This window comes from Ruegeria sp. CG8, assembly GCF_056537165.1.
Genome location: NZ_JBQFRA010000002.1, coordinates 637385 through 663575, shown reverse-complemented (window position 1 = coordinate 663575; position 26191 = coordinate 637385). Strand labels below are relative to the sequence as shown.

Annotated in this window: 28 protein-coding genes, 1 tRNA gene and 1 pseudogene; 18 read left to right on the top strand and 12 right to left on the bottom strand. The window is 60.3% G+C overall.

Features of this window, described 5'->3' with window-relative positions; genetic code table 11:
• The first annotated feature begins 42 nt into the window (after window positions 1-42).
• The 5 genes from clpX to ACR0EF_RS09290 all read left to right on the top strand — a co-directional run bounded on the left by clpX (window position 43) and on the right by ACR0EF_RS09290 (window position 3021).
• A complete protein-coding gene (clpX, locus tag ACR0EF_RS09310) occupies window positions 43-1311 on the top strand; it encodes an ATP-dependent Clp protease ATP-binding subunit ClpX (protein ID WP_170370841.1) in 1269 nt (422 codons plus the stop codon).
• Between the two features lie 64 nt (window positions 1312-1375).
• Window positions 1376-1738 carry a RidA family protein gene (locus tag ACR0EF_RS09305; RefSeq protein WP_170338037.1) on the top strand — a complete coding sequence of 121 codons (363 nt, stop codon included), beginning with the start codon at window positions 1376-1378 and terminating at the stop codon, window positions 1736-1738.
• Between the two features lie 79 nt (window positions 1739-1817).
• Window positions 1818-2201, top strand: coding sequence for an NADH:ubiquinone oxidoreductase subunit NDUFA12 (locus tag ACR0EF_RS09300; protein ID WP_170372101.1), 384 nt, complete (start codon window positions 1818-1820; stop codon window positions 2199-2201).
• A gap of 11 nt (window positions 2202-2212) precedes the next feature.
• Window positions 2213-2665 carry an outer membrane lipid asymmetry maintenance protein MlaD gene (gene mlaD, locus ACR0EF_RS09295; protein WP_093962682.1) on the top strand — a complete coding sequence of 151 codons (453 nt, stop codon included), beginning with the start codon at window positions 2213-2215 and terminating at the stop codon, window positions 2663-2665.
• Entirely contained in the window at window positions 2662-3021 is a 360-nt protein-coding gene (locus tag ACR0EF_RS09290; protein ID WP_170358308.1) for a DUF2155 domain-containing protein, read from the top strand. Before mlaD ends, ACR0EF_RS09290 begins: the two co-directional genes overlap by 4 nt.
• Here ACR0EF_RS09290 and aat read toward each other — a convergent pair.
• The 4 genes from aat to ACR0EF_RS09270 form a co-directional block, all read right to left on the bottom strand.
• Window positions 2985-3617, bottom strand: a complete 633-nt coding sequence (gene aat / locus ACR0EF_RS09285; RefSeq protein WP_170358310.1) for a leucyl/phenylalanyl-tRNA--protein transferase — start codon at window positions 3615-3617, stop codon at window positions 2985-2987. The two genes, ACR0EF_RS09290 and aat, sit on opposite strands and share 37 nt — an antisense overlap.
• A gap of 55 nt (window positions 3618-3672) precedes the next feature.
• Complete coding sequence (gene accC / locus ACR0EF_RS09280; RefSeq protein ID WP_170338045.1) at window positions 3673-5019, bottom strand: acetyl-CoA carboxylase biotin carboxylase subunit; 1347 nt, start codon at window positions 5017-5019, stop codon at window positions 3673-3675.
• A gap of 9 nt (window positions 5020-5028) precedes the next feature.
• Window positions 5029-5526 (bottom strand): acetyl-CoA carboxylase biotin carboxyl carrier protein, encoded by a 498-nt coding sequence (gene accB / locus ACR0EF_RS09275; protein ID WP_170337596.1) that lies wholly within the window; start codon window positions 5524-5526, stop codon window positions 5029-5031.
• 149 nt (window positions 5527-5675) lie between these two features.
• Complete coding sequence (locus ACR0EF_RS09270) at window positions 5676-6212, bottom strand: LuxR C-terminal-related transcriptional regulator (protein WP_093962677.1); 537 nt, start codon at window positions 6210-6212, stop codon at window positions 5676-5678.
• A 220-nt stretch (window positions 6213-6432) separates the two neighbouring features.
• On the opposite strand from ACR0EF_RS09270, the gene ACR0EF_RS09265 reads away from it, so the two are divergent.
• The 5 genes from ACR0EF_RS09265 to ACR0EF_RS09245 all read left to right on the top strand — a co-directional run bounded on the left by ACR0EF_RS09265 (window position 6433) and on the right by ACR0EF_RS09245 (window position 12345).
• Window positions 6433-7728, top strand: a complete 1296-nt coding sequence (locus ACR0EF_RS09265) for a helix-turn-helix domain-containing protein (RefSeq protein ID WP_170372103.1) — start codon at window positions 6433-6435, stop codon at window positions 7726-7728.
• A 78-nt stretch (window positions 7729-7806) separates the two neighbouring features.
• Entirely contained in the window at window positions 7807-8187 is a 381-nt protein-coding gene (locus ACR0EF_RS09260) for a response regulator transcription factor (RefSeq protein ID WP_093962675.1), read from the top strand.
• Window positions 8184-8504 (top strand): hypothetical protein, encoded by a 321-nt coding sequence (locus ACR0EF_RS09255; RefSeq protein ID WP_170363007.1) that lies wholly within the window; start codon window positions 8184-8186, stop codon window positions 8502-8504. Before ACR0EF_RS09260 ends, ACR0EF_RS09255 begins: the two co-directional genes overlap by 4 nt.
• Window positions 8492-11170 carry a sensor histidine kinase gene (locus tag ACR0EF_RS09250; protein WP_170363008.1) on the top strand — a complete coding sequence of 893 codons (2679 nt, stop codon included), beginning with the start codon at window positions 8492-8494 and terminating at the stop codon, window positions 11168-11170. Before ACR0EF_RS09255 ends, ACR0EF_RS09250 begins: the two co-directional genes overlap by 13 nt.
• 77 nt (window positions 11171-11247) lie before the next feature.
• Window positions 11248-12345, top strand: coding sequence for a FliM/FliN family flagellar motor C-terminal domain-containing protein (locus tag ACR0EF_RS09245; RefSeq protein ID WP_170372105.1), 1098 nt, complete (start codon window positions 11248-11250; stop codon window positions 12343-12345).
• A 9-nt stretch (window positions 12346-12354) separates the two neighbouring features.
• On the opposite strand, the gene ACR0EF_RS09240 is transcribed toward ACR0EF_RS09245, so the two are convergent.
• Window positions 12355-12786, bottom strand: a complete 432-nt coding sequence (locus ACR0EF_RS09240; RefSeq protein ID WP_170372107.1) for a protein tyrosine phosphatase family protein — start codon at window positions 12784-12786, stop codon at window positions 12355-12357.
• Window positions 12787-13055: 269 nt separating this feature from the next.
• Between ACR0EF_RS09240 and ACR0EF_RS09235 the strand changes: the two genes are divergently transcribed.
• The gene (locus ACR0EF_RS09235; RefSeq protein WP_170337604.1) at window positions 13056-13271 is read left to right on the top strand and encodes a hypothetical protein; all 216 of its coding nucleotides are present in this window, start codon (window positions 13056-13058) and stop codon (window positions 13269-13271) included.
• 9 nt (window positions 13272-13280) lie between these two features.
• On the opposite strand, the gene ACR0EF_RS09230 is transcribed toward ACR0EF_RS09235, so the two are convergent.
• The gene (locus ACR0EF_RS09230) at window positions 13281-13499 is read right to left on the bottom strand and encodes a hypothetical protein (protein ID WP_093962670.1); all 219 of its coding nucleotides are present in this window, start codon (window positions 13497-13499) and stop codon (window positions 13281-13283) included.
• 165 nt (window positions 13500-13664) lie between these two features.
• On the opposite strand from ACR0EF_RS09230, the gene ACR0EF_RS09225 reads away from it, so the two are divergent.
• A complete protein-coding gene (locus ACR0EF_RS09225; protein WP_170370837.1) occupies window positions 13665-13931 on the top strand; it encodes a DUF2312 domain-containing protein in 267 nt (88 codons plus the stop codon).
• A gap of 24 nt (window positions 13932-13955) precedes the next feature.
• On the opposite strand, the gene ACR0EF_RS09220 is transcribed toward ACR0EF_RS09225, so the two are convergent.
• Complete coding sequence (locus ACR0EF_RS09220; RefSeq protein WP_170370836.1) at window positions 13956-14831, bottom strand: hypothetical protein; 876 nt, start codon at window positions 14829-14831, stop codon at window positions 13956-13958.
• A gap of 434 nt (window positions 14832-15265) precedes the next feature.
• Here ACR0EF_RS09220 and ACR0EF_RS09215 point away from each other — a divergent pair.
• A tRNA-Thr gene (locus ACR0EF_RS09215) sits at window positions 15266-15341 on the top strand.
• Window positions 15342-15495: 154 nt separating this feature from the next.
• Here ACR0EF_RS09215 and ACR0EF_RS09210 read toward each other — a convergent pair.
• Together ACR0EF_RS09210 and ACR0EF_RS09205 are read right to left on the bottom strand one after the other, a co-directional pair.
• Window positions 15496-16152 carry a LysR substrate-binding domain-containing protein gene (locus ACR0EF_RS09210; protein WP_480771323.1) on the bottom strand — a complete coding sequence of 219 codons (657 nt, stop codon included), beginning with the start codon at window positions 16150-16152 and terminating at the stop codon, window positions 15496-15498.
• A 96-nt stretch (window positions 16153-16248) separates the two neighbouring features.
• Window positions 16249-16350 (bottom strand): annotated as a pseudogene (locus ACR0EF_RS09205) (LysR family transcriptional regulator); the annotation flags it as partial.
• A 151-nt stretch (window positions 16351-16501) separates the two neighbouring features.
• On the opposite strand from ACR0EF_RS09205, the gene ACR0EF_RS09200 reads away from it, so the two are divergent.
• Genes ACR0EF_RS09200 through ACR0EF_RS09180 form a run of 5 tightly spaced genes read left to right on the top strand, consistent with a single transcriptional unit; the run spans window position 16502 to window position 22220 of the window.
• Window positions 16502-17914 (top strand): aldehyde dehydrogenase family protein, encoded by a 1413-nt coding sequence (locus ACR0EF_RS09200; protein ID WP_170372502.1) that lies wholly within the window; start codon window positions 16502-16504, stop codon window positions 17912-17914.
• On the top strand, window positions 17914-18891 hold the full coding sequence (locus tag ACR0EF_RS09195; RefSeq protein WP_170372109.1) for a membrane dipeptidase: 978 nt from the start codon (window positions 17914-17916) through the stop codon (window positions 18889-18891). Before ACR0EF_RS09200 ends, ACR0EF_RS09195 begins: the two co-directional genes overlap by 1 nt.
• Before the next feature lie 44 nt (window positions 18892-18935).
• Window positions 18936-20573, top strand: a complete 1638-nt coding sequence (locus tag ACR0EF_RS09190; protein ID WP_170370997.1) for a hypothetical protein — start codon at window positions 18936-18938, stop codon at window positions 20571-20573.
• Complete coding sequence (locus ACR0EF_RS09185) at window positions 20570-21199, top strand: DUF3726 domain-containing protein (protein ID WP_170372111.1); 630 nt, start codon at window positions 20570-20572, stop codon at window positions 21197-21199. Before ACR0EF_RS09190 ends, ACR0EF_RS09185 begins: the two co-directional genes overlap by 4 nt.
• A 10-nt stretch (window positions 21200-21209) precedes the next feature.
• Entirely contained in the window at window positions 21210-22220 is a 1011-nt protein-coding gene (locus tag ACR0EF_RS09180; protein WP_170370829.1) for an Ldh family oxidoreductase, read from the top strand.
• Between the two features lie 52 nt (window positions 22221-22272).
• On the opposite strand, the gene ACR0EF_RS09175 is transcribed toward ACR0EF_RS09180, so the two are convergent.
• The 3 genes from ACR0EF_RS09175 to ACR0EF_RS09165 form a co-directional block, all read right to left on the bottom strand.
• Window positions 22273-23493: an aminopeptidase P family protein gene (locus ACR0EF_RS09175; RefSeq protein WP_170338068.1), complete on the bottom strand. Its 1221-nt coding sequence runs from the start codon at window positions 23491-23493 to the stop codon at window positions 22273-22275.
• A 163-nt stretch (window positions 23494-23656) separates the two neighbouring features.
• Window positions 23657-24868, bottom strand: a complete 1212-nt coding sequence (locus tag ACR0EF_RS09170; protein WP_093962661.1) for an ABC transporter permease — start codon at window positions 24866-24868, stop codon at window positions 23657-23659.
• 5 nt (window positions 24869-24873) lie between these two features.
• On the bottom strand, window positions 24874-26148 hold the full coding sequence (locus ACR0EF_RS09165) for an ABC transporter permease (protein ID WP_170358337.1): 1275 nt from the start codon (window positions 26146-26148) through the stop codon (window positions 24874-24876).
• Window positions 26149-26191: the final 43 nt, after the last annotated feature.

Genomic DNA, 26191 nt, shown 5'->3' with positions numbered 1-26191 from the left:
GTCCGGATCCGGGCCGCAGGGATGGAGCCCGAAAGGTAGAACATGGCGACGAATTCAGGCGGCGACAGCAAGAACACGCTCTACTGCAGCTTCTGTGGAAAAAGCCAGCATGAGGTGCGCAAGCTTATTGCTGGACCGACCGTGTTCATCTGTGATGAATGCGTCGAACTGTGCATGGACATCATCCGCGAGGAAACCAAAGCCAGCGGGCTGAAGTCCTCCGACGGTGTGCCCACCCCCAAAGATATCTGCGAGGTGCTGGACGACTATGTCATCGGCCAGGCTCGGGCCAAGCGTGTCCTGTCGGTTGCCGTGCACAACCACTACAAACGCCTGAACCACGCGCAGAAGGCCGGTGGTGACATCGAGTTGGCCAAGTCGAACATTCTGTTGATTGGTCCCACCGGGTGCGGCAAGACCTTGCTGGCGCAGACGCTGGCGCGGATTCTGGACGTGCCGTTCACGATGGCTGACGCGACCACGCTGACCGAGGCCGGTTACGTGGGCGAGGATGTCGAGAACATCATCCTCAAGCTTCTGCAGGCCAGCGAATACAATGTCGAGCGCGCGCAGCGCGGCATCGTCTATATCGACGAGGTCGACAAGATCACTCGTAAGTCTGAAAACCCCTCGATCACCCGCGACGTGTCGGGCGAGGGTGTGCAGCAGGCCCTGCTGAAGCTGATGGAAGGCACCGTGGCCAGCGTTCCGCCGCAGGGCGGGCGCAAGCACCCACAGCAGGAATTCCTGCAGGTGGACACCACCAACATCCTGTTCATCTGCGGCGGCGCTTTTGCAGGTCTGGACAAGATCATCGCGCAGCGCGGCAAGGGCTCGGCTATGGGATTTGGCGCCGATGTGCGCGACAATGACGAACGCGGTGTGGGCGAAATCTTTCAGGATCTCGAGCCCGAGGATCTGCTGAAATTTGGGTTGATCCCGGAATTCGTTGGACGTCTGCCGGTGCTGGCAACGCTTGAGGACCTGGATGAGGACGCGCTTGTCACCATCCTGACCAAGCCCAAGAACGCGCTGGTCAAGCAATACCAGCGTTTGTTCGAGTTGGAGAACGTCGAACTGGACTTTACCGACGACGCGCTTGTCGCGATTGCCAAAAAGGCGATCGAACGCAAGACCGGTGCCCGCGGCCTGCGTTCCATCTTGGAAGACATTCTTTTGGACACGATGTTCGAACTGCCGGGCATGAAGAACGTGACCAAGGTGGTCGTGAACGAAGAGGCCGTGACGTCGGAGGCGCAGCCGCTGATCATCTATGCGGATGCTGCGCCGGAATCGGCATCTGCCGGCTGAACTGTTTGAAATTTAATGCAGATACGGCGCGGCATAGTCCGCGCCGTTTTCATATGAGGGTGCCATGACGATCCAACGTATTTCCTCGGGCGGTGAGTTCGAAGCCAAGGTCGGCTACTGCCGAGCCGTTGTTGCGGGTGGCTGGGTCCATGTTGCCGGAACGGTCGGGCAGGGCGAAGGCGTCGTCGACCAATGCCGCTCGGCGCTGACGATCATAGGCAACGCTTTGGCAGAGGCGGGCGCCTCTTTTGCCGACGTGGTGCGCGTGACTTACATGCTGCCCGATCGCCGCGAATTTGAAGCGTGCTGGCCGGTCCTGGCTGAGACGTTCGGTGCCAACCCGCCTGTTGCGACGATGATCGAATGCGGGTTGATTGATCCAAAATACCGAATCGAAATCGAGGTCACCGCATTCTTGCCCAAGTAATGGGTGCGCTCTTTGTGGCTCTGGACCTCTGCTCGGCTTTGGTCCATATCTGCATGGACAGAAATGCCGGAGGCAGCCGATGGGAATCCTGAACACTCTTTTGCGGGCCGTGACCTGGTGGAACGGGGCCACTCTGAACACGCAGCTCTACACTGCGCGCAAAGGTATCAAGGTGGGCGAGGACGATCAGGGCAACGTGTTTTATCGCAACGCCGATGACAGCAAACGGTGGGTGATTTTCAATGGAGAGGCCGAGGCGAGCCGGATCGACCCGGAATGGCACGGCTGGTTGCACCGCACCTGGGATGAGCCTCCGACCGACAAGCCATTGCCACACAAGGCGTGGGAAAAGCCGCATCAGGAAAATCTGACGGGCACCGCGATGGCCTATGTGCCGGCGGGGTCCCTGCGCCGTCCCGATCCGATCGAGCGCAAGGACTACGAAGCCTGGAGCCCGGAATAAGCGAGATCCACATGTCGACCCACAACATGACCGAAGTTCTTGTCGGCGGTGTCGTGCTGGCCAGTGCATTGGCGTTTGGCGTGTATGCCAGCCAGTCCACGGGCTGGTCGCGCGAAAACGGGGGCTATCACCTTGAGGCGTCCTTTCGGTCGCTTGAGGGTGTGGCGGTGGGCACGGATGTGCGCCTCGCGGGTGTAAAGATCGGCACCGTGACCGATGTCGAGTTGAACCCTGAAACCTACCGTGCCGATACGACGATTTCGGTTGCCGAAAACATCCAGATTCCGGATGACAGCGCGATCGTGATCTCGTCCGAAGGCCTTCTGGGGGGTAACTTCGTCGAGGTCATGCCCGGCGGTTCTCCGTTCTATTTTGAGCCGGGCGATCAGATTGAAGACACGCAAGGAGCCGTCAGCCTGATCTCGTTGCTGGTCAAGTTTGTGGCCGGGGATGGCAGCGAATGATGCGTGCCGCCCTGATGGCGCTGCTGTTGGCCGCGACGACGGCCGGCGCGCAGCAGAAGGTTTCCTCGGGACCGGGGGCCATGCTGCGCGGGCTGGACAAGGTCAGCGGTCAGACGGTGGACGTGCAGGTGCCGACCGGTGATACGGTCGAAGTTTTCGGCTTGGATGTCGCCTTGGGTGATTGCCGGTATCCGTCTGAAAACCCGACCGGTGACGCGTTTGCCTATCTTACGATTTGGGAAAAGGGAAAGGCCGACCAGCTGTTCGACGGCTGGATGATCGCCACGTCCCCGGCGCTCAACGCCCTGGATCACTCGCGCTACGATGTCTGGGTAATCCGTTGTATCACCCCCTGAGGGGTCTGACACACCTCGGCGGTGAAATCTGCGCTGGCAGCAGTGGCCTGATCCAGAAGTTGGCGGTATTGCTGTCTGGGGATTTCGATCGCCCCCAACGAAGCCAAATGTGCCGTCAGAAATTGTGTGTCGAACAGTTGAAAACCTGTCTGGCGCAATCGGTCGACCAGATAGGCGAGCGCAATTTTTGACGCATCGGTACGGCGCGAAAACATGCTTTCCCCGAAAAATGCCGCACCCAAGGCAACTCCATAGACGCCACCGACAAGCTCCTCGCCCTCCCAAACCTCAAGTGAATGGGCGCGGCCCGAGTGGTGCAGTTGGGCATAGAGTCTGCGCAGTTCGTCATTGATCCAGGTGTCCGCCCGGTCCGCGCATCCGTCCACGACGGCTGCAAAATCCCGGTTTATGGTCACGGAGAACCCGCAGTTCCGGATGCGTCGCGCAAGGCTGCGGGAGATGTGAAACCCGTCCAACGGGAATACACCCCGCAGCTTTGGATCGACCCAGAAAAGATCCGGGTCGTTCCTGTGTTCGGCCATCGGGAAGATTCCGATGGAATAGCCGTGCAACAGCAGATCAGGCGTCAGGCCCATGGCTCACACCGCGGCGACAAGCCCGAGAGCGCGTGCTCTCGCGGCTTGGTCGATACTAGGCCATGTTCTCCGCAAGCCAGTGCTCCAGCCAGTGGATGTTGTAATCGCCGCTGTGGATGTCGGGTTCCTGCAGAAGTGCATGAAACAGGGGAACCGTCGTGTCCACACCGTCCACGATCAATTCACCCAAGGCCCGATTCAACCGCGCCAGCGCTTCGGGGCGGTCGCGCCCGTGCACGATCAGCTTGCCGATCAACGAGTCGTAGTAGGGTGGGATCGAATACCCGTTGTACAGCGCCGAATCCATCCGGACACCCAGGCCGCCCGGTGCGTGATACGCCGTGATCTTGCCCGGGCAGGGCGCGAAATTCGGCAGCTTTTCGGCATTGATCCGAACTTCGATCGCGTGGCCGTTGATCTCCAGATCATCCTGGCCGAACGACATCGGTTCTCCGGCCGCAACAAGGATCTGCTCGCGAACAAGGTCGACGCCGAAAATGCCTTCGGTTACAGGATGTTCGACCTGCAGGCGGGTGTTCATCTCAATGAAATAGAACTCGCCATTTTCATACAGGAACTCGATCGTACCCGCGCCAATATAGTTGATCTTGGCGACCGCATCCGCGCAGACCTTGCCGATTTGGGCGCGCTCCTCAGGAGTGATGCAGGGGCCCGGGGCCTCTTCGAATACTTTCTGATGACGGCGCTGCAGCGAACAGTCGCGCTCGCCCAGATGGACCGCATTGCCCTTGCCGTCGCCGAAGACCTGAATCTCGATGTGGCGGGGCGTGGTCAGGTATTTCTCGATATAGACTTCGTCATTGCCGAACGCGGCTTTGCCCTCGGCCCGCGCGGTCATGAAGGCGCTTTCCATTTCGGCGGCGGTCTGCGCGACTTTCATGCCGCGTCCACCGCCACCGGCGGTGGCCTTGATGATAACCGGGTAGCCGATCTCTTCACCGATGCGCTTGGCCGACTCAAGATCCGGAACGCCGCCGTCCGAGCCTGGTACGCAGGGAACGCCCAGCTCTTTCATGGTGTCTTTGGCGGTGATCTTGTCGCCCATGATGCGGATGTGTTCGGCGGTGGGGCCGATGAACGTGATGCCGTGGTCTTCGACGATCTGAACGAACTCGGCATTTTCGGACAGAAAGCCATAGCCAGGGTGGATCGCCTGGGCGCCGGTGATTTCACAGGCCGAGATGATCGCGGGCATCGAGAGATAGCTCTGGGGGCCGGGTGCCGGTCCGATACACACGGACTCGTCAGCCATGCGCACGTGCATGGCGTCACTGTCAGCGGTCGAGTGCACGGCAACCGTCGCAATCCCCATCTCGCGCGCGGCGCGGATCACACGCAGGGCGATCTCGCCTCGGTTGGCAATCAGGATCTTGTCGAACATGGGCCCGCCTTACTCGATGATGACCAGAGGAGTGCCGAATTCGACAGCGTCGCCATCCCCGACCAGGATCCGCTTGACGGTCCCGGATTTGGGGGCGTGAATGTGGTTCATGGTCTTCATCGCTTCGACGATCAGCAGCGTATCGCCTTCGGAAACAGATGCGCCGACGGCAATAAACGGGGACGCGCCGGGTTCTGGCTGCATATAGACGGTACCAACCATGGGCGAGGTCACCGCGCCAGGGTGGCTCGCCGGGTCCTCGACGGCGGCGGGTGCTTCGGCGGGGGCAGCAGCGGGGGCTGCGACAGGTGCCGGCGCGGCAGCGGGTGCCGGGACGGCAACTTGCACAGGCGCGGCGGTCGGGCTTACTCGGCTGACCCGGACGTTCAGGCTGTCTTCTTCGCCATATTCCCGTTTCACCTGCAACTCAGTCAGGTCGTTTTCGCGCAAGAGTTCGGCCAGTGCCTTGATGAACGTCACATCCGCTTCGTGTCTGTTGTCTGTCATGAGTGTCCTCGAAGGTTCCCCTTTGGCCCGTCTGTCTGCGCGGGCTCTGGTCAATTACGCTGCGTTATAAGGCAACCGCGCGGCCATGAAAAGCGCCGACTGGGGCCGTCCTGCCCCGGTTTCTGCGTTATCGGCAGGGTCTAAGACGGTCAGAGCGGCGTGCCGGACAGTTTGGCGACCAGTTCCGGCAGCTTGCGCGCGCCGAATTTCTCGAGCAGCCGGGCGCGGTAGGCTTCGATGGTCCGGTAGCTGAGCCCCAGTTCGACGCCTATTTCCTTGGCCGACAGGCCGCGACAGGACAGGATCGCGACTTCACGTTCGCGTTTGGTCAATTCGACCAGTGGGCGTTCCTCGGAAATGTCGGAGAAGCTCCATATTCCATGGCGGAATGGGTCATCGGGTGTGAGCGACCGGCCGCGGGCGCGACACCAGAACAAGTCGCCGTTGCGGCGGCGCATGACCCGCTCGTCCGTATAGTAGCCGGTGTCCCGCATGACCTGAAGACTTCGTGCGCCAATTCTCTCCCAATCGGCAACGGATGGGTACAGGTGCAGCAAAGGCAGGTTGCGGTAGTCGGATTCGTTGCCTCCGAATGTCCGGGCAAACTGCAAATTGCACCGCCGGATGATGCGGTTTTCAAGCTCGACAAGCCCGATAGGTGCGTATTCGAAGGCCGGATCACTCATTTGCCTATCGTGCCGCCAATTCGGCCGGAATTGAAGAGGGCATTGCAGCACAGGATTGCTTTGGCGTCCGAAAGCGATCAGAGCCCGGTGAAAGCCACGACATTGTCAATGTTGTAAAACTGCTTTGAAAAGGGCGGCGTAAATCATATAAATACATGAAGTATTCAGAAAATACGGGGTTGTTTCGAGGGCAACTCGAACACGTTTCGGCGGGGGCATCATGCGTGATTCATTGACGGGCAGCCGTATCCGCGAAAGGCGGCAAATCTCGGGCTTGCGTCAGGCCCAGCTGGCGCGTCAGGTCGGCATTTCGGCGTCATATCTGAACTTGATCGAGCACAATCGGCGGCGCATCGGGGGCAAACTGCTGGTCGATATCGCTTCGGCTTTGTCCGTTGAGCCTTCGGTTTTGACACAGGGGGTCGAGGCGACGCTGATCGCGGCTCTTCGTGAGGCGGCGGCGGATGCGGTCGGCCAAAAGGCCGAAGTTGAGGCGCTGGATGAATTCGCCGGCCGGTTTCCCGGCTGGGCCGCTGTACTGGCACAGATGCATCGTCGGGTGGTTTCGCTGGAACGTACCGTGGAAACCCTGTCAGACCGGCTGACCCATGACCCGCACCTTGCGGCATCCATGCACGAAGTCCTGTCCGCCGCAGCAGCGATTCGGTCGACAGCCGCCATCCTGGCCGAACCAGGCGAGATCGAGGCCGAGTGGCGCGACAGATTCCACCGAAACTTGCACCAGGATGCCGAACGTCTGGCTGAAAGCTCAAAAGCTCTGGTCGCCTTTTTGGACGAAAGCGAGGACACCGGCGAACGGCGCGGGTTGCCGATGGAGGAGGTCGAGGCATTTCTGGAGAAGCGCGGGTTTCATTTGCCGGAACTTGAGACAGGACAGGACCCGGTAGCCCTCGCGCAGGCCGAGATGGCCTCTTTCGCCTCAAGATCTGTCGCGCGTCAGGTGCTCGACGCCTATGCGGCGGATGCCCGGGCCATGCCGCTGGAAGCGATTTCGGAGGCACTGGAGGTCGAAGGTGTTGATCCTCTGCGTCTTGCCGCGCGGTTTTCGGTTGACCTGCCGACAGTCCTGCGACGGCTTGCGTTTCTGCCCGAGGATGTCATGCCGCGTCCGGCCGGGTTGGTCATATGCGATTCATCAGGAAGCATTTTGCTGTTCAAGCCGGTCCCCGGTTTCGCAATGCCGCGCCACGGCGAAGCCTGTCCTTTGTGGCCGGTCTTCAGTGCGCTGAACCGGCCCCTTGTGCCGATCCGAAAACGCGTGACCCTGTTGGGCCGGACGCCGGCGGATTTCGACTGCTTTGCAATCGCCTGGCCTCAACCCGTCAGCGCCTTCGGTCAGGAACCTGTGTACAGATCGGCGATGCTGGTGCTGCCGGTCGAAGAGCCCGGCGTGGCCACCGACTTGCCGCTACAGGTCGGCACGAGCTGCAGGATCTGTCCCCGAAAGCCGTGCGACTCGCGGCGGGAGCCGTCGATTTTGAGTGAAGGTTTTTGACAGTTTCCTGACACAGCGATTAATCTGCACTTGGCAGGTGGCTGGAGGTGCGACCGGTCTTGGGGAGGAAGTGAACATATGAGCCGCAAGGTTCTGTTGATCGAGGATGAACCGAACATCACGGAGGCAATCAGGTTTCTGCTGACCCGCGAAGGTTGGCAGGTCGAAACCCATGCCGAAGGTGAAAACGCGGTTCAAACGATACTGTCTGCGCAGCCTGATCTGGTCATTCTGGATGTGATGCTGCCAGGCAAAAGCGGTATGGATGTTCTGCGCGAATTGCGCGAGCACGAGGAGATGCGCGCCTTGCCTGTTTTGATGCTGACCGCTCGCGGTCAGTCGCGGGACCGCGAGATGGCTGAAAAAGCAGGCGTCAGCCGGTTTATGACGAAACCGTTCTCGAATACCGAAGTGCTGACGGCTGTGCGTGATTTGCACGCGCAGGCGTCACAGTCATGACCACACCGGAAAACGAGCCAGCCCGCCCGACAGGCCCGCGTCCGTCGGTGTTTTTGGAACGGCAGAGTTACCGCCGCCGCAGGCTGGCCGATGCGGCCCGAATGCTGCCCTTTGTTGGCGCGGGCCTGATCTGCATCCCGCTGCTTTGGCCGGATCCGGGTCCGGAAAACTCTGGCGTCCCGTTGTCGTCGGCCATTCTTTATATCTTTACATGCTGGGCCGCCCTGATCGTGTTTAGCCTTCTGTTCGGCTTTGCCGCCCGGCGGATGTCGTCCTCGGAAGGGTCCACGGCAGAGAGTGAGCAATGGCCACGCTGAACGTCCTGATCCTTGTTTGCCTGGGCTACGTCGTGCTTTTGTTCGGCGTTGCGTTTGCAGCCGATCGAATGGCCGCCGCGGGGCGAGGCAAATGGCTGCGGTCACCGTTGATCTACACGCTGTCTTTGTCGATCTACTGCACCGCCTGGACCTTCTATGGCGCAGTTGGCAATGCGGCCCGGTCCGGTCTGGAATTCGTGACGATCTACCTCGGGCCGACCTTGGTGATGATCAGCTGGTGGTGGGGGCTGCGCAAGCTGGTGCGGGTGGGTCGCAGCCAGAGGGTAACATCGGTCGCCGACTTGATCTCATCGCGTTATGGCAAGTCGAACACCTTGGCCATCTGTGTGACCATCCTCGCCGTGCTGGGGGGCACACCCTATATCGCACTGCAACTTCAATCGATTACGCTGTCTTTCTCGATTTTCGCCGAGGCCGATCCTTCGGGCCTTTATCGCGAGGGCGCCAGCGTATTCTGGGTGGCCGCTGGTCTGGCCGTGTTTGCCATTCTGTTCGGCACCCGGAACCTGGATGCCAATGAACGGCACCATGGCGTAGTGACCGCCATCGCGTTGGAATCCGTCGTCAAACTGTTCGCTCTGTTGGCGGTGGGCATCTTTGTCGTCTGGGGGGTGGCCGGAGGCGTCACGCCCATGATGGAGCGAATCGACGCGTCGGAAATCGGGCGTTGGAACGTCGATACCGGACGTTGGATGGCCATTACCTTCCTGTCGGCGGCTGCTTTTGTCTGCTTGCCGCGAATGTTTCAGGTCATGGTCGTCGAGAATGACGACGAGAGCCACCTGAGAACGGCGGCCTGGGCTTTCCCGCTCTACCTTCTTTTGATGAGCCTTTTCGTGGTTCCCATTGCGGTCGTCGGGCTGGATCTGCTGCCGGCCGGGTCAAATCCGGACCTTTTCGTGCTGACGGTTCCTCTGTCACAGGGAAATGACTGGCTGGCGATGCTGTCCTTCATCGGCGGTTTTTCGTCGGCCACTTCGATGGTCATCGTGACGGCGATGGCCCTGTCGACCATGGTCTCGAACCACGTCGTGATGCCGATCTGGCTGAATACGCGCGAGAACGCCAGTTCCATGTCAGGCGATGTGCGAAACGTGGTGCTGATGGCGCGCCGGGTTTCGATTGCCGCCATCATGGCCTTGGGGTTCTTCTACTATCGTATGTCCGGTGGCGGCGCCGCGCTGGCCTCGATCGGCCTGGTGGCATTTGCAGGCGTGTCGCAGATCCTGCCGGCGCTGGTTGGCGGCCTGTTCTGGCGCGGGGCGACACGGACAGGTGCCCTTGTTGGGCTGAGCGTGGGGTTCTTCCTTTGGATCTACACGCTGTTGCTGCCTGGAATGGGCGGCAGTGTCATGTCCGCCTCGGTCATCGAAAACGGTCCTTTCGGACTGGGGTGGCTGCGTCCTCAGGCGTTGTTCGGCCTTGACGGTTTGGACCCGATGACCCACACGGTGCTGTGGTCGCTGTCACTGAACACATTGGCCTTTTGCCTCGCGTCACTTCTGAGCTTTCCCAGCCCGCTTGAACGGTTGCAGGGGGCGCAGTTCGTCAATGTATTTGATCATTCTGTCGCGCCCGGGGGGTGGACGGGATCCGTTGCCCAGAGCGAAGACCTGATGATCATGACCCAACGGATCCTCGGGGCCGGTCCCGCTCAGGATTTCTTTCAGGCCGAGGCGGAAAAGCAGGGCGTGCGCGGGCGCTGGCCAGAACCTACGCCAGGTTTTCTGGAACGGCTGGAACGCGAATTGAGCGGCTCGGTCGGCGCGGCCACGGCTCATGCCATGATCGGGCAGATCGTCGGAGGTTCGTCCGTTTCGGTCGAGGATCTGTTGGCGGTGGCCGACGAATCCGCGCAATTGCTGGAATACTCCAGCCAGCTTGAGGCGAAGTCGGCCGAACTGAGCCGTACGGCCCGCAAACTGCGCGAGGCCAACGAAAAACTGACCCAGATATCGCGTCAGAAAGATGCCTTCCTGGGGCAGGTCAGCCACGAGTTGCGCACTCCGATGACGTCCATTCGTGCCTTTTCGGAGATCATGCGGGACACTGACGGGCTGAGCGCTGAGGATTCTCGGCGTTATGCGACAATCATCCATGACGAAGCGCTGCGCCTGACGCGGCTGCTGGATGACCTGTTGGACCTGAGCGTTCTGGAAAACGGTCAGGTCAGCTTGAATATGGGTGATGCCAGCTTGCGGACGGTTCTGGATCGGGCCGTGTCAACGACTATGGCCGGGGCAGACAGCCCTTTGACCATTCTCCGCAATCTGTCTGCCGAGCGCATCGCGTTGCATTCCGATCTGGATCGCCTGGGGCAGGTCTTCATCAATCTGATTTCGAACGCACAGAAGTACTGTGACGCGCCCGAGCCGGTCCTGACGATTTCAGCCCATGATGTCGGCGGCCAGGCGGTGATCGACTTTGTCGACAACGGCAGCGGTATCCCGCCGGACGCCCAGTCGATGGTCTTTGAGAAATTCGCGCGGGTCGGATTTGACAAGGCGGGCGGTGCAGGTCTTGGACTGGCTATTTGCCGTGAGATCATGCACCGGCTTGGGGGAGAAATCACCTATCTGCCCGGGCAGGGCGGCGCAGCGTTCCGCGTGAGCCTGCCATTGCCTCACCGGCAGGCCGCTCAGTAGCGGGCAAGTAAAGGTATTCGTAACGAACAATGGGCTAGACCAGTAGCGAGCAGAATCGAAACTGGCGGACCGTTGCGATGTCAAAGACTGTCAGCGCGGCCTTGGCGCGCAAATTGTCGGCAGGACAAGAGGGGGCGGGTAGCAAATCCCGGGCGCTGCTGCGGGCATTGCGCCTTGCGATTGCCCGCGCCGCGGTCGAACGTTTCAAGCTATCAGCATCCGTCATTGGCGCGAAACAGGCCAGAAGATGCCAGGAAGTCGTCACGAGCGGGCTGGAAGATGGTCAGTTGTTTCTGCTGTTCGCGACCAAAGAGGGCAGGGTAGCCAGTGTTGTCTTGGACGTCGGTTTGGTCTCGGCGGTCATCCAGAAGCAGACAATGGGCGAAGTATTCCCGGACCTGCCCCAGCCTCGCGCCCTCACCGACACCGATGCGGCAATGGTGGTCCCGTTGGTCGAGGACATGCTGGAACGGGCCCGGAAACTGGTCGATGATCAAAGCGATGCAGCCCGCCTGAACGGATATGAGTTCGCTTCACGGGCGGTCGATCGGCGGACGCTTTCTTTGGCACTGGTCGAGGACGGGTATGATGCGTTCGAATTCAAGGTTGAACTCGAGGGCGGTGTACGGCAGGGAACGGTCCTCATCCTGCTGCCGGAAATTTCGGTGGCCGAGGGGCAGGACGGGCACGCAGATTTGGAACCGCTGAAGACGCTGTCGCAAGCCGCAGGCGTGGTTCGGGCCGAACTCAACGCGGTGATTTGTCGGATGCATCTCCCGCTGACAACGCTGTCGGAGCTGGGCATCGGGGATCTGCTGCCACTTGCGGGAGCGCGACTTGATCGGATCGACATTGCCGCGATTGATCGGACCCAGGCCACTACGGGACGTCTGGGCCAATGTGGCGGTCAACGGGCAGTGCGGATCAACGAGTTTCTGCAACCGCCCGCCCCGACACGACCCGAAGCGCAGAGCTTTGTCGAGCACAAGCGATGGGACGCGCCGGCTGAAACAGCAGATTTTGATTCGTCGCGTCAGGACGCCGTTGCCCAAGACCGATCGCATGCGCAATCCGCAGTGGATGAAGACTTCGCGCAAGCAAGCACCGACCGCCTCGCGTCCGAAATATCCGAATTGGCGGGTCTACCTGCTCCTGCGGAACGACCCGACGACTGACGTATGAAATCAGGTGTTCGCAGCCCGCATCTGCACCAATGCCGGCCGTAAACCGTCCAGCGCGTAGCCCGCCTTTGCCGTGGCTTCGAGTATTTTATCGGGGCTCATTGTGTCGCACTGCCCAAGGGCCCAAACGACGGAACAGCGGGTGCCCGAGGCACAGTAGGCAAGAACCGGGCCTTCGCAAGACTCGGCAAGGTCGCGCTGCCGTGCCACGTTCTCGGGCGTCATGGTTTGGTGCGTCAGTTCAAGCACCTCAAACTCGAGACCCGCATCCCGCACGGCCTGGCCGATTACCTCGGATTGCATGGCGGCAGGCACTTCGACATTCGGCCGGTTGCAGATGACCTTGACGAAGCCGGCGGCAACGATGGCGGGTACATCCTCGACCGTGATCTGCGGCGAGACGAAATAGCGGGGCGTGATCTGTCGAATCTCCATGCCGATTTCTTAGGTCGCACAGTCAGCCCTGTCCAGTTCCACGGCGTGACCGTACTTGCGCAATGCGGTTTCTTCCACGGCGGCTTTTGCGGATTGATGTCTGTCAAGGCAGTTTGGTCGAAATCAGGTTAATATTCGATCGACTCGCGGCTCAGCGCCGGCCGCCGGATAGTGCGCGGGCGATTTTTTGCTGGGTTTGGGCGGGTCCTGTGTTGGTCTCAATCCTGTTACCTATATCAGGCAGGATGGCAGCATTTGGGAGGATGGCCATGACCACGAACGAGCTTTATTTCGAAGCCGAGCGGCTGGAGCGGAAACTGCACGGGGCAAATCTCGAGACCCGGCTGGCACTGCAGCCCAGCGTCACGAAAGTAATTGAACGCATGCGCGCTCAAGGCATGAGTGTACCATCGCGCTTCCGACGGCTGGACGCTGCGTTGATCGAAGATGCGGTTGAAGCTCAGTTCGACAATATGCCGATCTGACACCGGCGGTCAGCCGAACGATATGCCAAGGATAACCAGCATCAGTCCTATGACGGACAGGAACAGCGCGCCCATGTTCCAAGGCAGCACCCGCTGAACGGCAGCCCGCAATTCGTCGTCAGTCAAACCTGATCGGCGAGCCTTCATCACGCGCAGAATGCACCAGACCAATCCTGCCAGCCCGGCCAGTGACAGGCTGGCGCCTCCCCAGATGAACACCTCGAACATTGCGCCCCGCATCGTTCTGTTTCGCTGCCGATGCGCTTAGCGGATCGTTGCCGGCGGTACAAGGCAAGCAGCCCCATTGTTCGCTTGCGGCTGACCCGCCGGCACGGTATCCGACATGTTGCCCGTGACCCCGGCTAAAGAGAATTCCACTTGGGAGAGACGCATATGGAAGACATGACCGAAGACCAGGTCGCTGCGAACTACCGCGTGACAGCAGGCGAGCTGCGCCAGTTCATCGAACGGTTCGAACGTCTGGAGGCCGAAAAGAAAGACATCGCTGACCAGCAGAAGGAAGTGATGGCTGAAGCCAAGGCACGTGGCTACGACACCAAAGTGATGCGCAAGGTTATCGCGCTGCGCAAGCGTGACAAAGACGATATCGCCGAAGAAGAAGCGGTGTTGGAAATGTACAAGGAAGCCCTGGGCATGTAAGCCTCGGGCCTTCTGAGGCTTCGGTCAGCGACCCAGAAACCGCACGCCCGGCATTTTCTTGAGCCGTTCCAGATCCTGTGTGTAAAGCTCGGAAAACGCCGCGTGGATTTGGGCGCTCCACCCGGGGAAGTCCAGTTCCTCCTCGATTCTGTCCGGCAAGGCGTGCTGCGAAAAGACGGCGGCGAGACGGTCTTGCAGGAGGGCCGGGTCCGCGTGCCCGACTTGCTGTTGGATCTCTACAATCTCCCGCTTGCCGTCTGCGTCAACCAGCGAGGATAGCAGCGAGAACTCCTCGGTCAGCGGTATGTCGGCGCTCAGACCGCACAGGCTGCGGATGATGTCCCCCCAGATCAGCGGGCACTCCTCATTGGCCCAGACCGTAATGGAAACGGCGGGGGCAAGATCGTGAATATCCTCGATAAGGGTCAGCCAACTCAGGCAACTCAGGTCAGTTGACGCCAGAATGCTCTCGCGGGTTTCGTCCGGCAATGCCATCAATACCTTGGGTATGAAGCTGCCCGGATTTTGCAGCCCGATAAACAATTCGACCTCGTGTCCTTCGAAAGCCTGATCCAGCAAGGCCAGCCGACGACCTGCATGGGGATAGAATTGGCCGTCCTTAATGGCGCTGTTCAGTTCGCCGATGAAGTCCACAGTGCTCATGACCACTCGGCCGGTTTCCGGATCATCAGGAATTTGGGCTCTCAAACGCTCGAAGGCATCTGGGGTCAGCTTGCCTTCGTCCAGCGCATTCAGCGGCGTCTTGAATGCCTTCCGGAACCGACGCGGACCAAACAGCACAATGCCGTTTTCTTGCAATACACTGGCATTCGCCTGAAGCGATTTGAGCAGGAGCCCCCCGTCTGAAAAAACCACACCGGAGTGAATGGCCACATGCATGTCGACCGCTGTCCTTGCCCTTCGATTGAATACGTTTTGGGGTTACAGGTTGAACGATCGACAGTCAAACCTGCCACTCTTTCGCAATGATGAAGATTGCCTGAGAATGTCGAAACTTGATTGTGGTCAACAGGACAGCGCCAGAAACGACTGGGTCGAATTGCTTCGCAACCGTCGTTGCCGCGTAACCATCTGTGGCGTCTGTGTTGCAGATAATCGAGGCGATTTTATGTGGCGCCGATTTTCCGCATGTTGTTGCACAATTCCGTCGCAAACCCGCTTGCCTTTATTGAGGCTTTCACCTAATCACAGCGCCATCGGCTCAATGAAATTACATGTGTTTCGATAGGCATGTAATCACAGAGGGTTGAAAAGGTGGGAGTGGTTGCCCGTTCTTGCCTTTGCCTGCAAAGGTATGTGAAAGCGTAATGCTTGCCCCTATAGCTCAGCTGGTAGAGCAACTGATTTGTAATCAGTAGGTCCGCGGTTCGAGTCCGTGTGGGGGCACCATCTTCTCCGAAAACGCAAAAAAGCTTGTCTTTGTCTGAACGGCTTTCCGCCTGCGGTATGTTGTTTTCTATCCACCGTCCTTAGGAAACTTATTCCGCAGGCCTGCTACATTGCCCCCGGTTGGGTGCGCTTGGCAGGGTTGTTCTCTAGGGTTTCAATTGCGAGGCCAATTCAGGATATGGCTGCGACATTCTTCTGCCACTTCTGGGAACTGTGTTCGCTCGCGGGTGTACAGATAGACATCACGGACGTCCGACAAATCCTCAATCGGACGGAAGGCAGTGTTTTCCGGCAGAAACCGTGCGACCGTTTCGGGCAGTATGGTCACCCACCGCCCGGTTGCGACCATGGCGATCAACGAGTGAGTGTTGTGCACCGTGATCGCAGATCCTGCGATTACGTCTTCGAAACCCGGATTTTCAATGAGTTGGCACAGCGAGTTGTGCACGAATCCCTTGGCCGCGACCTGGTTCAGCGTTGGTGGCTCGTGCGCAGTGATCAGGGCGTGATCAGCGGCGGCCACAAGCCCGAACCTGTCCTTAAACAGCGGCCCGGCCCGTATTCCGTTCAACGGGTGATGGCCCGAGGCAATCCCCACATCCGCCCGCCCCTCGGTGAGGCTGTCCAAAACCTGTCGGGTGTCGGTGTCCCTCAGCTCGATTTTCAGGCCGGGAAAGGTGCTGGAGAGGTGGTCAAGCAGCGATGGAAACAGCAGTGCTGCCACCGAAGGGACGGAAACGATCCGGATCAGCCCTTGGGACGCTTTGGCCAGGGCTTCAATGCTTTGGACCGTGTCGTCAAATTGGCGCACCTGATTTTGGGCGAGGGCAAAGACTTCCGCCCCCAGAGGCGACAGCTGGTTCTTTCGCTCACCCAGGAACAAGCGTTTGCCGAGATGTTCTTCAAACTGTTTCAGGGTCATCGAGACCGCAGACTGAGTGCGACCCAGACGGCTTGCGGCTTCGGCAAGATTTCCGGATTGGGCGACTGTGCAAAAGCAGCGGAGCATTTCCAGTTTCAAAGACAAATTTCAGTTTTCCTGAAGTTCATTAAATTTGTTTGAGTTTGCCTGATGTCCGGGCAGAGGTCTATTCTGTTCGTGAAACGTACCGGACCCGAGGCCCCCTGTGACACAATTGAACCTGATTGCCGGCGAGTGGATGGCCGGCGACACCGCGATCGAGAACCGCAACCCCTCTGATCTGACGGATGTGATTGGCCTGTTCGCCCAGGCAAGCGCCGATCAGCTGTCCGCGACCCTCGACCGGGCACGTATCGCGCAGTTGGAATGGGCGGCTTATGGGTTGGAACGCAAGCAGGCGGTTCTGATGAGTATCGGGACCGAGTTGATGTCCCGCGCCGAAGAGTTGGGGCGGTTGTTGTCGCGAGAAGAGGGGAAGCCGTTTGCCGAGGGCAAGGGCGAGGTTTACCGCGCGGGGCAGTTCTTTACGTACTACGCGGCGGAATGCCTGCGCCAGATTGGTGAAAACGCGGACAGCGTACGTGAGGGCGTCGAAATCGACGTGCGCCGCGAACCGGTCGGGGTTGTCGCGGTAATCTCTCCTTGGAATTTCCCGACAGCTACGGCCGCGTGGAAGATCGCACCGGCCTTGTGTTATGGGAACGCTGTTGTGTGGAAGCCGGCCAACCTGACCCCCGCCTCAGCCGTGGCGTTGACCGAGATCATCGAGCGTCAGGACATTCCCAATGGTCTTTTCAGTTTGGTCATGGGGTCAGGCGGCGCAATCGGACAAAGACTGGTTGAAAGCCCTCAGGTGGATGCGATTTCGTTCACCGGGTCGGTGCCCGTCGGCAAAGGCATTGCCGCAGCAGCCATCCAGAACCTGACCAAGGTGCAGATGGAGATGGGCTCAAAAAACGCGTTGGCCGTGATGGATGACGCGGATCTGGATCTGGCGGTGTCACTTGCGTTGGGCGGAGCTTTTGGCGGCACCGGGCAGAAATGCACCGCCTCTTCGCGGTTGGTGGTCCACGCCGCGATCCACGACGCCTTTGTCGAGAAGCTTGTCGCCGGCGCCAAGGCACTGAAGGTTGGGCATGCCCTGGAGGAAGGCACGCAGATGGGCCCCGTTGTCAGCGAACAGCAACTGCAAGAGAACCTGGCCTATGTCGAACTTGGCCAATCCGAAGGCGCCGAGCTGGCGTGCGGCGGGCAACGGCTGGAGCTGCAGCATGACGGGTATTACATGTCGCCCGGCGTGTTCGTGAACACGAACAACACTATGCGGATCAATAGGGAAGAGATGTTTGCCCCGCTGACCAGCGTGCTCAAGGTCGACAGCTATGATGAGGCTTTGGCGATCGTGAATGACACGAATTTCGGCCTGACATCGGGCATCGTAACCCAGAATCTTGCGCGCGCGACGCATTTCCGGCGTCATGCAAGAACCGGTGTCGTGACCGTCAATTTGCCCACCGCAGGTACTGATTATCACGTTCCTTTCGGTGGCCGGGGCGACAGCTCGTATGGACCGCGCGAACAAGGCAAAGCGGCCGCCGAGTTCTACACCACTGTCAAAACCGCCTATATCAGCGCCGGGACCCCGATCTGATGCGGATTGACGGCCTGCAATACGCCAACTGGTCGGAAAAGATCTTCCGGCAATTGCGGGAAGGGGGCGTGGATGCCATCCACGTCACCGTCGCCTACCACGAGAATTTTCGTGAAACGGTTCAGAACCTCGAGAAATGGAACCGATGGTTCGAGTTGTTCCCGGACCTGATCATGAAGGGACGATCGGCCAGCGACATCGACTCCGCGCGTGACACTGGGCGTACGGCCGTTTTCTTTGGTTTCCAGAACCCATCACCCATGGAAGATGACATTGGGCTGATTGAAATACTGTACGATCTCGGTGCCCGGTTCATGCAGTTGACCTACAACAACCAATCCCTGCTAGCGACCGGCTGCTACGAGGCTGAAGACACCGGTATCACCCGGATGGGGCGGCAGGTGATCAAGGAGATGAACCGCGTGGGATTGGTCATCGACATGAGCCATTCGGCCGACCGCTCCACGATTGAGGCAGCCGACCTTTCCGCGCGTCCGATCGCCATCACCCACGCCAATCCGCATGACTGGGCGCCCGCCCTGCGCAACAAGCGTGACCCCGTCATCCGCGCCGTGACGGAAAGAGGTGGGATGCTCGGGTTTTCGGTCTACCCTCATCACCTGAAGGACAAGTCCGACTGTACGCTGGAAAGCTTTTGCACCATGATTGCCCGAACGGCCGAAAAATACGGAACACAACATCTCGGGATCGGAACCGACCTGTGCCAGGACCAACCCGACAGCGTTGTCGAGTGGATGCGTGTGGGTCGCTGGACCAAGGAAATCGATTACGGCGAAGGATCGTCTGCGAACCCGGGTTTTCCGCCGATGCCAAAATGGTTCCGGGACAATCGTGACTTTAACAAGATCGAGGCCGGCCTTCTCGCGGTTGGGATGACCTCGACCGAAGTCGCCGGGATCATGGGGCAGAACTGGTACCGCTTCTTTGCGGATAACTTCGGACCGGTCCAGAATTGACCGGACCGGGGCCGCATATCGCGCGCCGGGATCCGGCAACCGTTATGCGGCTCAGCAGGCTCGGGTCTTTGCACCAGTGCAGGCTCAGCTTCATGCGCGTTCTGACCCGCCGCCTGGCACGCGACAACTGGCGGTTTTCCACGCCGGTGTTCGAGATTGACGAGGCAGGTGTCGGACGGGCCGTCTATGTCGCACAGGGACCCGAACGCGCGTATTCTCTGGTGGCCTTCGCCCATGATCTTCCACCAGAAAAACGGTCGGACCGGGTGATCGCGGATGCTTGGGACGCGACCTTCACCCTATTTGACGGAATCCCTTCCGAAGCCGACCTTGACCGGCTTTCCTGCAATGTTCCGCTGCAGGAGGCCGGCCGGATCAGCGAAACCGAACTGTCGCTATCCCGGGCCAATCGTTCGGTCCGATTGTGGACGCATGTAGTCGAAGCCCTGGCCGATGGTCGACAGCCGGATCTGGAGCAGATCCAAAAGGTTGGCTACCTGATGCGAACCACGGCCGTGTACGGATCGGGAAAATTCGGGGCCGCGGACCGGGAAAACATTGCAAACCGTCCGGAAACCGAGGGGCCGTTTCAGGCCGAGATGCTGTCGGTATTCCTTACCCGCGCCTTCGTGCGGGACCTGGTCGAACACATGGCGCGCGCCAATGGGGGAAGCAAGGCCGTCAGGATGGTCCCTGATATCGCGCGCCGCCTTGGCATCGGGAATTCCACGGGACTGGGCATGGCGCCCTTCCTGATCAATCATCCGGTCCTGCTGAACAACTGGATCATGGCGCGCGAAGAGGCAATCGCCCGGGTTCGATCCATGGAAACCGCGACCCAAGAAGAAATCAGTGTATTCCGGTCGGTGTTTGATCGCAGCCAAGTGTCGATTGGCCAATGGCATTCGGAACATCCGATACAAGAGCGGAAACTGTCTGCTCTGAAAGCGGACCTCGGGGTGATCGCGGACTTTCTCCGCCATGACGATCTTACGGGCCGAAGACCGTGGAACCGTCTGGTGGAGTGGTCGGAAACTGTGCTGAGCGAGGAGGGGCAGGAGTTGCTTCTTTCCCTGATCCTCGAACCCTATTCAGACTTGGTGGACGGTTTGTCAGGATGCATGGCGGATTCAAGCCCGCATATGTACGAGATTGACGGCGCCATGCCGCTGGCCGATGTGCGGCAAGCGATCCGCGACGGTTTCGGTTGGGCGCTGGATCTGGACTGGGGCGCCCGCGAAGCCTGCGCAAGGGTCTGGTATGTATCGGAAGAAAAGCTGGAACCCAGACTGGGTGAGCGCTTTGATGAGCCGGTAGCCGAGTACGAACAACCGCTTGCCCCGGCGCGGGATGCGGCAGCGGCATATTCGGCAATGGCCGATTGGGACACAGCCGCGACCACCGCGGAATTTCTTCTGCGCCATCCCGAACATCGCCACACGATCCGCCGGGCGCAGATCAGCCGCAAGGCCCCCTACAGCGAGATCCGAGACAACACGATTGGTGCATCAGTTCTGCCGATCGACATGCTCCGCGCCAAACTGTCCTTTTTCGGCGCGACGCATTTCGATCCCCGCTCGGACCGTTGGGTCCGTATCTGCATGTATTCAGGCGCGCCGTACCCCGAGGATCTTTCGCCCGAAAATGCCGATTTCTGGGTTTATCCGGAGGTGCCGGAATGAACCTGTCGCTGAACGAGGTCGAAGGACTGGCAAAACGCGCGGCACGTGGGGCGGGTCATCACTGGGGGCCGGCCGAGGACGCCGCCAAGGCGACCCGCTGGCTGTGTCTGCAAGGTTTTGACGGTGCAGCCGCCTTGTCAGCGGTCCTGCGTCAGGACTTTGCGCTTCGGTTTGATGCGCACACGCCGCGGGACCTCGGGGCGCCTTGGCGGGCGCATGGGCAGATGTGCCCGTTGGGGGCGGGGATGCTGCTGTCAGATTGTTCGGAACATCTGGGCCGCGGGCCGATCGTTCTGCATGACGTGGCGGTTCCACTGTTGCTCTTGCCGTTCGCGGGCAACGCTGCACGCCGATGGCAGACCAATGTGACCGTCGTCTGTGATGAACTCAGCGCCACGACGGATGGGGAGGTCGTGGACGCTCCGGATCTTTGGCCGGAAAGCGCCACAAAGGTCATCGTAAGGATCGGCGGTACACCTGAAAAACTGCGCGCCACGCAGACGCGCGCCCTGCCGGCGCCTGCGGCTCTGGCTTTTTTGAACACTCTGGCTCAACGCACCTATGCCCCCGCAACCGAGGAGTCTCGCCGTTTGGGTGCCGGTGCTGGTTTGTCCGATAATGACTGAGGAGGCCGAGATGCCAGAAACCCGAACGTTGTCCCTTGCCGAAATCGAGGATCTGTCGCTGCGCGCTCTGATGGCGGCCGGCACGTCCGAGGACAATGCCCGGCCATTGGCGGTGGCGACCGCCGCGACCGAGGCGGATGGGGTGGCCAGTCACGGGCTGGCCTACATCCCGATCTATTGCGAGCATGTACAATGCGGCAAGGTGGACGGGCGAGCACAGCCGGTGATGTCCGCCCCAAAACCGGGCGTGGTGGTGGTTGATGCGGCCACCGGTTTCGCTCACCCGGCGATCGACTTGGGGTTCGATGCGTTGATCCCGGCCGCACGCGAGCAGGGAATAGCTGCGCTGGCCATCCGCAACAGTTACAATTGTGGTGTGCTGGGGTATCACACCTATCGCTTGGCTCAGGCGGGCCTTGTTGGTCTGGGGTTCACCAATGCACCTGCATCCATTGCGCCGTCGGGTGGTTCACGGCCCGTCGTGGGCACAAACCCGTTTTCGCTGGCCGTTCCGGGTGCTGATGGGCACCCTGCCGTCTTGATCGACCAAAGCGCCAGCACGATCGCAAAAAGCGAGGTCATGAAGCACGCCCGCGAGGGAAAGCCGATTCCGGTCGGTTGGGCGCTGGACCCTGATGGCAACCCGACAACTGACCCCGCCGTGGGCCTCAAGGGCTCGATGGCGCCTTCGGGCGGCTACAAGGGCGTGGGCGTCGCACTTCTGACAGAAGTAATGGCGGCCGCATTGACCGGGGCCACCTTGGGTATCCATGCTTCACCCTTTTCCGGAACTGTGGGCGGCCCGCCGAAAACCGGTCAGTTCTTCATTGCCATCGACCCCGGCGCTACGGCCGGGTCGGAGTTTGCTGCCAGTATCGCGGAACTTGTCGAGGCGATCCGGTATCAGGAAGGAGCGCGTCTGCCCGGCGATGGTCGGCGCGCCAAGCGCCTGCAGGCCAACCAAGACGGGGTTGGTGTCAGCGTCGCGACGCTGGACAAAATCCACGCCATCCTGGCCTGACACCCGTTTCAGGCGGAAACAGGGGCAAGGCCGATGCCTCGCCCCCTCTGCATCACGCATTGATGATGTTGTGTTCCGGTCCGTACGGAAAGCCGGTGATATTTTCGGCCCCATCCTCGCCTACGACCAAAATGTCGTGCTCGCGATAGCCGCCCGCGCCGGGTTGACCTTCGGGAATCCACAGCATCGGCTCGATGGACACGACCATGCCCGGCTCGAGCACCGTGTCGATGTCTTCGCGCAGTTCCAGGCCCGCTTCACGACCGTAGTAGTGGCTGAGGATGCCGAAGGAGTGCCCATATCCGAACGAGCGGTATTGCAGCAGGCCCTGATCGGCGAAGAACCGGTTGATCTCGGCTGTGATGCCGGAACAGGTCGCGCCGGGTTTGATCAGGCTCAACCCCAGCTCGTGCGCGGCTACATTGGCCTGCCACAGGCGCAGGCTGTCGGCGTCGGGCTCGCCCAAGAACAGGGTGCGTTCCAGCGCGGTGTAATAGCCCGAGATCATCGGGAATGTGTTGAGTGACAGGATATCGCCATTCTGCAAGGCCCGTTTGGTGACCGGGTTGTGTGCGCCGTCGGTGTTCAGGCCCGACTGGAACCAGACCCAGGTGTCGCGGTACTCGGCGTCGGGATAGGCGCGGGCGATCTCGATCTCCATCGCATCGCGGCCGGCCATGGCGATCTCGATCTCGGTGGCGCCTTCACGAATCGCGGCATGGATGGCCGCGCCGCCCACGTCCGCCGTACGTGCGCCGCCTTTGATCAACTCGATCTCTTCGGCCGATTTCACCATCCGCGCGGCCATCGTGTCGGGGGCGATGTCCACAAGCTCAGGCTGGTTCAGCATGGACAGGGCCGTGTCGCGCGCGGCCAGCGTCATGTGGTCGCTTTCGATGCCGATCCGGCGGGCAGTCCCGATCAGGCTGGCTACGGCGCGCCAGTAGTTGTCGCGCTTCCAGTCGGTGTAGATTACGTTGTCTTCGACCGACCGACGCCAGGGCTGGCCCGCGTCGATATTCGCTGACACGGTGGTGCAGCTGTCCTGCGTCACCACGCAGCCATAGGGCCGGCCGAAGGCGCAGTACAGAAAGCCCGAGTAGTAAGCGATGTTCTGCATCGAGGTCAGCAGAACGACCGGGATGTCCCGCTGCGCCATGATGGCGCGCAGCTTGGCCAGCCGGCGGTCGTACTCGGCCCGGCTGAAGGGCAGGGGCGCCTTGTCACCGTTGTGGCAGGTGAAGAATTCGGGGCGATTTGAAAGGTCTGTCATGTGCTCTCTCGTTTCTTTGCCGGACGTGCAAAGCCCGGCCACATGTCCCGGCGTACAGGACAGGCGGTCTCGGGGTCCGAGAGCCGATCACCCCCTTGGGTGCTGCGACGCCATCGCAGCAGGGGGCGAACAAGGAAATCGTTAGATCAGGCCACGCCGCCGGTCAAGCCGGTGTCAGCCCGCGCAGACGTTCCGACCGCCGGCGCAGCAGCTCGACCGTGGTCAGCAGGGCGATCGAGATCACGACGAGGATCGTGGCCACGGCCAGGATGGTCGGGCTGATCTGCTCGCGCAGGCCGGTGAACATCTGCCACGGCAGCGTCTTCTGGCTGGCCGATCCGACGAACAGCACCACGACCACCTCATCGAACGAGGTGATGAAGGCGAACAGCCCGCCCGAGATCACGCCCGGCAGAATCAGGGGCATCTGGATCTTGAAGAAGGTCCGTACCGGGCCCGCGCCCATATTCGCAGCAGCCCGCGTCAGCGAGCGGTCAAAGCCGACCAGCGTGGCGGTCACGGTGATGATGACGAAGGGAATGCCCAGAACGGCGTGGGCCAGGATTACCTTGAGGTAGCCCACAAAGGTCTTGTTCATGCCCAAAGTGCCTTCAAGGAAGCGGCCGATGTCGCTGTAGAAAAAGAACATGCCCGTCGCCGAGATGATCAGTGGCACGATCATCGGAGAAATCAGGATCCCCATGATGGCGCGCCGCCCCGGCACATGCGATTGGCTGAGACCGATGGCCGCCAGCGTTCCCAGCGTTACCGATATGATCGTGGCGATGGGCGCGATGATCAGTGAGTTCTTGAAGCTGCGCTGCCATTCGTTGTTGGTGAAGAAATCCTGGTAATGCTTCAGCGAATACCCTTCGGGGTCCAGCCGCAGCATCTCGGGCGTAAAAGTAAAGAAGTCCTGCGCGTTGAACGACAGCGGAAGAACCACCAGAATCGGCGTGATCAAGAAGACGAAGATTGCGCCGCAGATCACCCGGAACAGGTAGTGATAGAACACCTGCTGCGCCGTCAGATAAGGCAGCAGCTTGCGGCGGTATCGGCCCTCGTACAGCCAGAATGTGAACCATGCAAAAAACCAGCCGCCCAAAAAGCCGAGCACACCGCCCATCGGCCCGGAAACCGCGAAGCCGACGGCCGCGAAGCCGATGATGTTGATCCAGTAGGCAAGCCTCTCGTTCTTGAGGACCGAGATGTAGATCCAGGCCAAAAGGGCCGTCAGCGCTGCGCCGCCGATCATTCCCAGGGGGACCGAGCCGTTTCCGGCGCCGACAAACATGCCGGCAAACGCGCCGGCCAGTGCGACGCTGGGAAGGACCATGGATAGGGGCTTGCGCGAAATTGGTGTCAGTGCGGCCATGTCGGTTACCCCAGCTTCACGTTATCGATGCCCACGATCTTGTCGTAGACCCAGTAGAGGATCAGAACCACTGCCAGCAGGATCGTCCCCAATGCTGCAGCCAGGCCCCAGTTCAACGACGACGATATGTGATAGGCAATCCGGTTCGAGATGAAGACACCCTTGGTGCCGCCCACGATTTCGGGCGTGATGTAGTAGCCGATTGCCAGAATGAACACGAGGATCGATCCCGCTCCGATGCCCGGGATGGATTGCGGGAAGTAGATCCGCCAGAACGTGGTCCAGTTCGTCGCGCCCATGGATTTGGCCGCGCGGGTGTAGGATGGCGGAATCGTCTGCATCACCGAATACATCGGCAGGATCATGAACGGCAGCAGGATATGCGTCATGGCAATGATCGTGCCGATCTGGTTGTTGATGATGATCAGCCGGGCGTCATCTGCGACCAGCCCGAGCCAGACGAGGGTGTCGTTTATAACGCCCTGCTGCTGCAGCATGACCTTCCATGCGGATGTCCGCACCAGAAGCGACGTCCAGAAGGGCAGCAGAACCAGAATCATCAGCAGGTTCGACACGCGCATTGGCAGGGTCGCCAGCAGGTAGCTGACCGGATAGGCCAGCAGGATGCAGGCCCCGGTGATTACCAGCGACATGAACAACGTACGCCCGAACAGCTTGATGAGAATCTGCTTGTCTTCCGGCTGAGCCTGAGCACCTTCCGGGGTGCGCCGCATGTCGATTGCGTTCAGGAAGTAACCGTTGGTGATCGGAACCGCATGGGTTTTGATCACGCGCCACGTCTGCGGGTCCCCCCAGCCGTCGTGGATCTCGATCAGCTTTTCCTTGAACGGACCGTCGGCTTCAGGATCCAACCGTTTGATCTTGCGGCCTGACTGGCGGAACAGCGAAGACATGCCGGTTTCTTCGTAGTTCAGACGCGTGCCAAGCCGGGTGTGTTCCTTGTTTTCGATCGCGACCACCATGTCACGAACGAAGGCATCATAGACGTCCTCGCCCGGCAATTCGCCGCTGGTTTCATCCCAGTTGTCCAGCGCTTCGACCGTCAGGGGCAGGGTTTCCGAGACAATCCCGTTTTCGACTGACCGAAACAGCATCGATGCGATCGGTACCAGGAAGGAAAACAGCACGAACAGAAGCAAAGGCGCGATCAGCATAAGCGCGCGCAGTTTCTGACGTCGCAATGAACGCGCCAGCGATTGCTTGAGCGGCGTTCCGTCCGCTGCCAGCATGGGTCCTGCTGTTTGGCTTGCGTCAGTCATCAGTGCCTCTTGGTTGTGCCCGGGTCAGATGGCGGCGCACCGC

Bases quoted from the DNA above. Each gene is read 5' to 3' on its own strand.
- ACR0EF_RS09180 (WP_170370829.1), top strand. From the start codon at position 21,210: ATGCCAGAAACCCGAACGTTGTCCCTTGCCGAAATCGAGGATCTGTCG.
- ACR0EF_RS09220 (WP_170370836.1), bottom strand. From the start codon at position 14,831: ATGCATGTGGCCATTCACTCCGGTGTGGTTTTTTCAGACGGGGGGCTC.
- ACR0EF_RS09265 (WP_170372103.1), top strand. From the start codon at position 6,433: ATGCGTGATTCATTGACGGGCAGCCGTATCCGCGAAAGGCGGCAAATC.
- ACR0EF_RS09300 (WP_170372101.1), top strand. From the start codon at position 1,818: ATGGGAATCCTGAACACTCTTTTGCGGGCCGTGACCTGGTGGAACGGG.
- ACR0EF_RS09230 (WP_093962670.1), bottom strand. From the start codon at position 13,499: ATGTTCGAGGTGTTCATCTGGGGAGGCGCCAGCCTGTCACTGGCCGGG.
- ACR0EF_RS09190 (WP_170370997.1), top strand. From the start codon at position 18,936: ATGCGGCTCAGCAGGCTCGGGTCTTTGCACCAGTGCAGGCTCAGCTTC.
- ACR0EF_RS09185 (WP_170372111.1), top strand. From the start codon at position 20,570: ATGAACCTGTCGCTGAACGAGGTCGAAGGACTGGCAAAACGCGCGGCA.
- ACR0EF_RS09200 (WP_170372502.1), top strand. From the start codon at position 16,502: ATGGCCGGCGACACCGCGATCGAGAACCGCAACCCCTCTGATCTGACG.
- clpX (WP_170370841.1), top strand. From the start codon at position 43: ATGGCGACGAATTCAGGCGGCGACAGCAAGAACACGCTCTACTGCAGC.
- ACR0EF_RS09165 (WP_170358337.1), bottom strand. From the start codon at position 26,148: ATGACTGACGCAAGCCAAACAGCAGGACCCATGCTGGCAGCGGACGGA.
- mlaD (WP_093962682.1), top strand. From the start codon at position 2,213: ATGTCGACCCACAACATGACCGAAGTTCTTGTCGGCGGTGTCGTGCTG.
- ACR0EF_RS09255 (WP_170363007.1), top strand. From the start codon at position 8,184: ATGACCACACCGGAAAACGAGCCAGCCCGCCCGACAGGCCCGCGTCCG.
- ACR0EF_RS09270 (WP_093962677.1), bottom strand. From the start codon at position 6,212: ATGAGTGATCCGGCCTTCGAATACGCACCTATCGGGCTTGTCGAGCTT.
- accB (WP_170337596.1), bottom strand. From the start codon at position 5,526: ATGACAGACAACAGACACGAAGCGGATGTGACGTTCATCAAGGCACTG.
- ACR0EF_RS09250 (WP_170363008.1), top strand. From the start codon at position 8,492: ATGGCCACGCTGAACGTCCTGATCCTTGTTTGCCTGGGCTACGTCGTG.
- ACR0EF_RS09195 (WP_170372109.1), top strand. From the start codon at position 17,914: ATGCGGATTGACGGCCTGCAATACGCCAACTGGTCGGAAAAGATCTTC.
- ACR0EF_RS09305 (WP_170338037.1), top strand. From the start codon at position 1,376: ATGACGATCCAACGTATTTCCTCGGGCGGTGAGTTCGAAGCCAAGGTC.
- ACR0EF_RS09170 (WP_093962661.1), bottom strand. From the start codon at position 24,868: ATGGCCGCACTGACACCAATTTCGCGCAAGCCCCTATCCATGGTCCTT.
- ACR0EF_RS09175 (WP_170338068.1), bottom strand. From the start codon at position 23,493: ATGACAGACCTTTCAAATCGCCCCGAATTCTTCACCTGCCACAACGGT.
- accC (WP_170338045.1), bottom strand. From the start codon at position 5,019: ATGTTCGACAAGATCCTGATTGCCAACCGAGGCGAGATCGCCCTGCGT.
- ACR0EF_RS09225 (WP_170370837.1), top strand. From the start codon at position 13,665: ATGGAAGACATGACCGAAGACCAGGTCGCTGCGAACTACCGCGTGACA.
- ACR0EF_RS09290 (WP_170358308.1), top strand. From the start codon at position 2,662: ATGATGCGTGCCGCCCTGATGGCGCTGCTGTTGGCCGCGACGACGGCC.
- ACR0EF_RS09240 (WP_170372107.1), bottom strand. From the start codon at position 12,786: ATGGAGATTCGACAGATCACGCCCCGCTATTTCGTCTCGCCGCAGATC.
- aat (WP_170358310.1), bottom strand. From the start codon at position 3,617: ATGGGCCTGACGCCTGATCTGCTGTTGCACGGCTATTCCATCGGAATC.
- ACR0EF_RS09245 (WP_170372105.1), top strand. From the start codon at position 11,248: ATGTCAAAGACTGTCAGCGCGGCCTTGGCGCGCAAATTGTCGGCAGGA.
- ACR0EF_RS09260 (WP_093962675.1), top strand. From the start codon at position 7,807: ATGAGCCGCAAGGTTCTGTTGATCGAGGATGAACCGAACATCACGGAG.
- ACR0EF_RS09235 (WP_170337604.1), top strand. From the start codon at position 13,056: ATGACCACGAACGAGCTTTATTTCGAAGCCGAGCGGCTGGAGCGGAAA.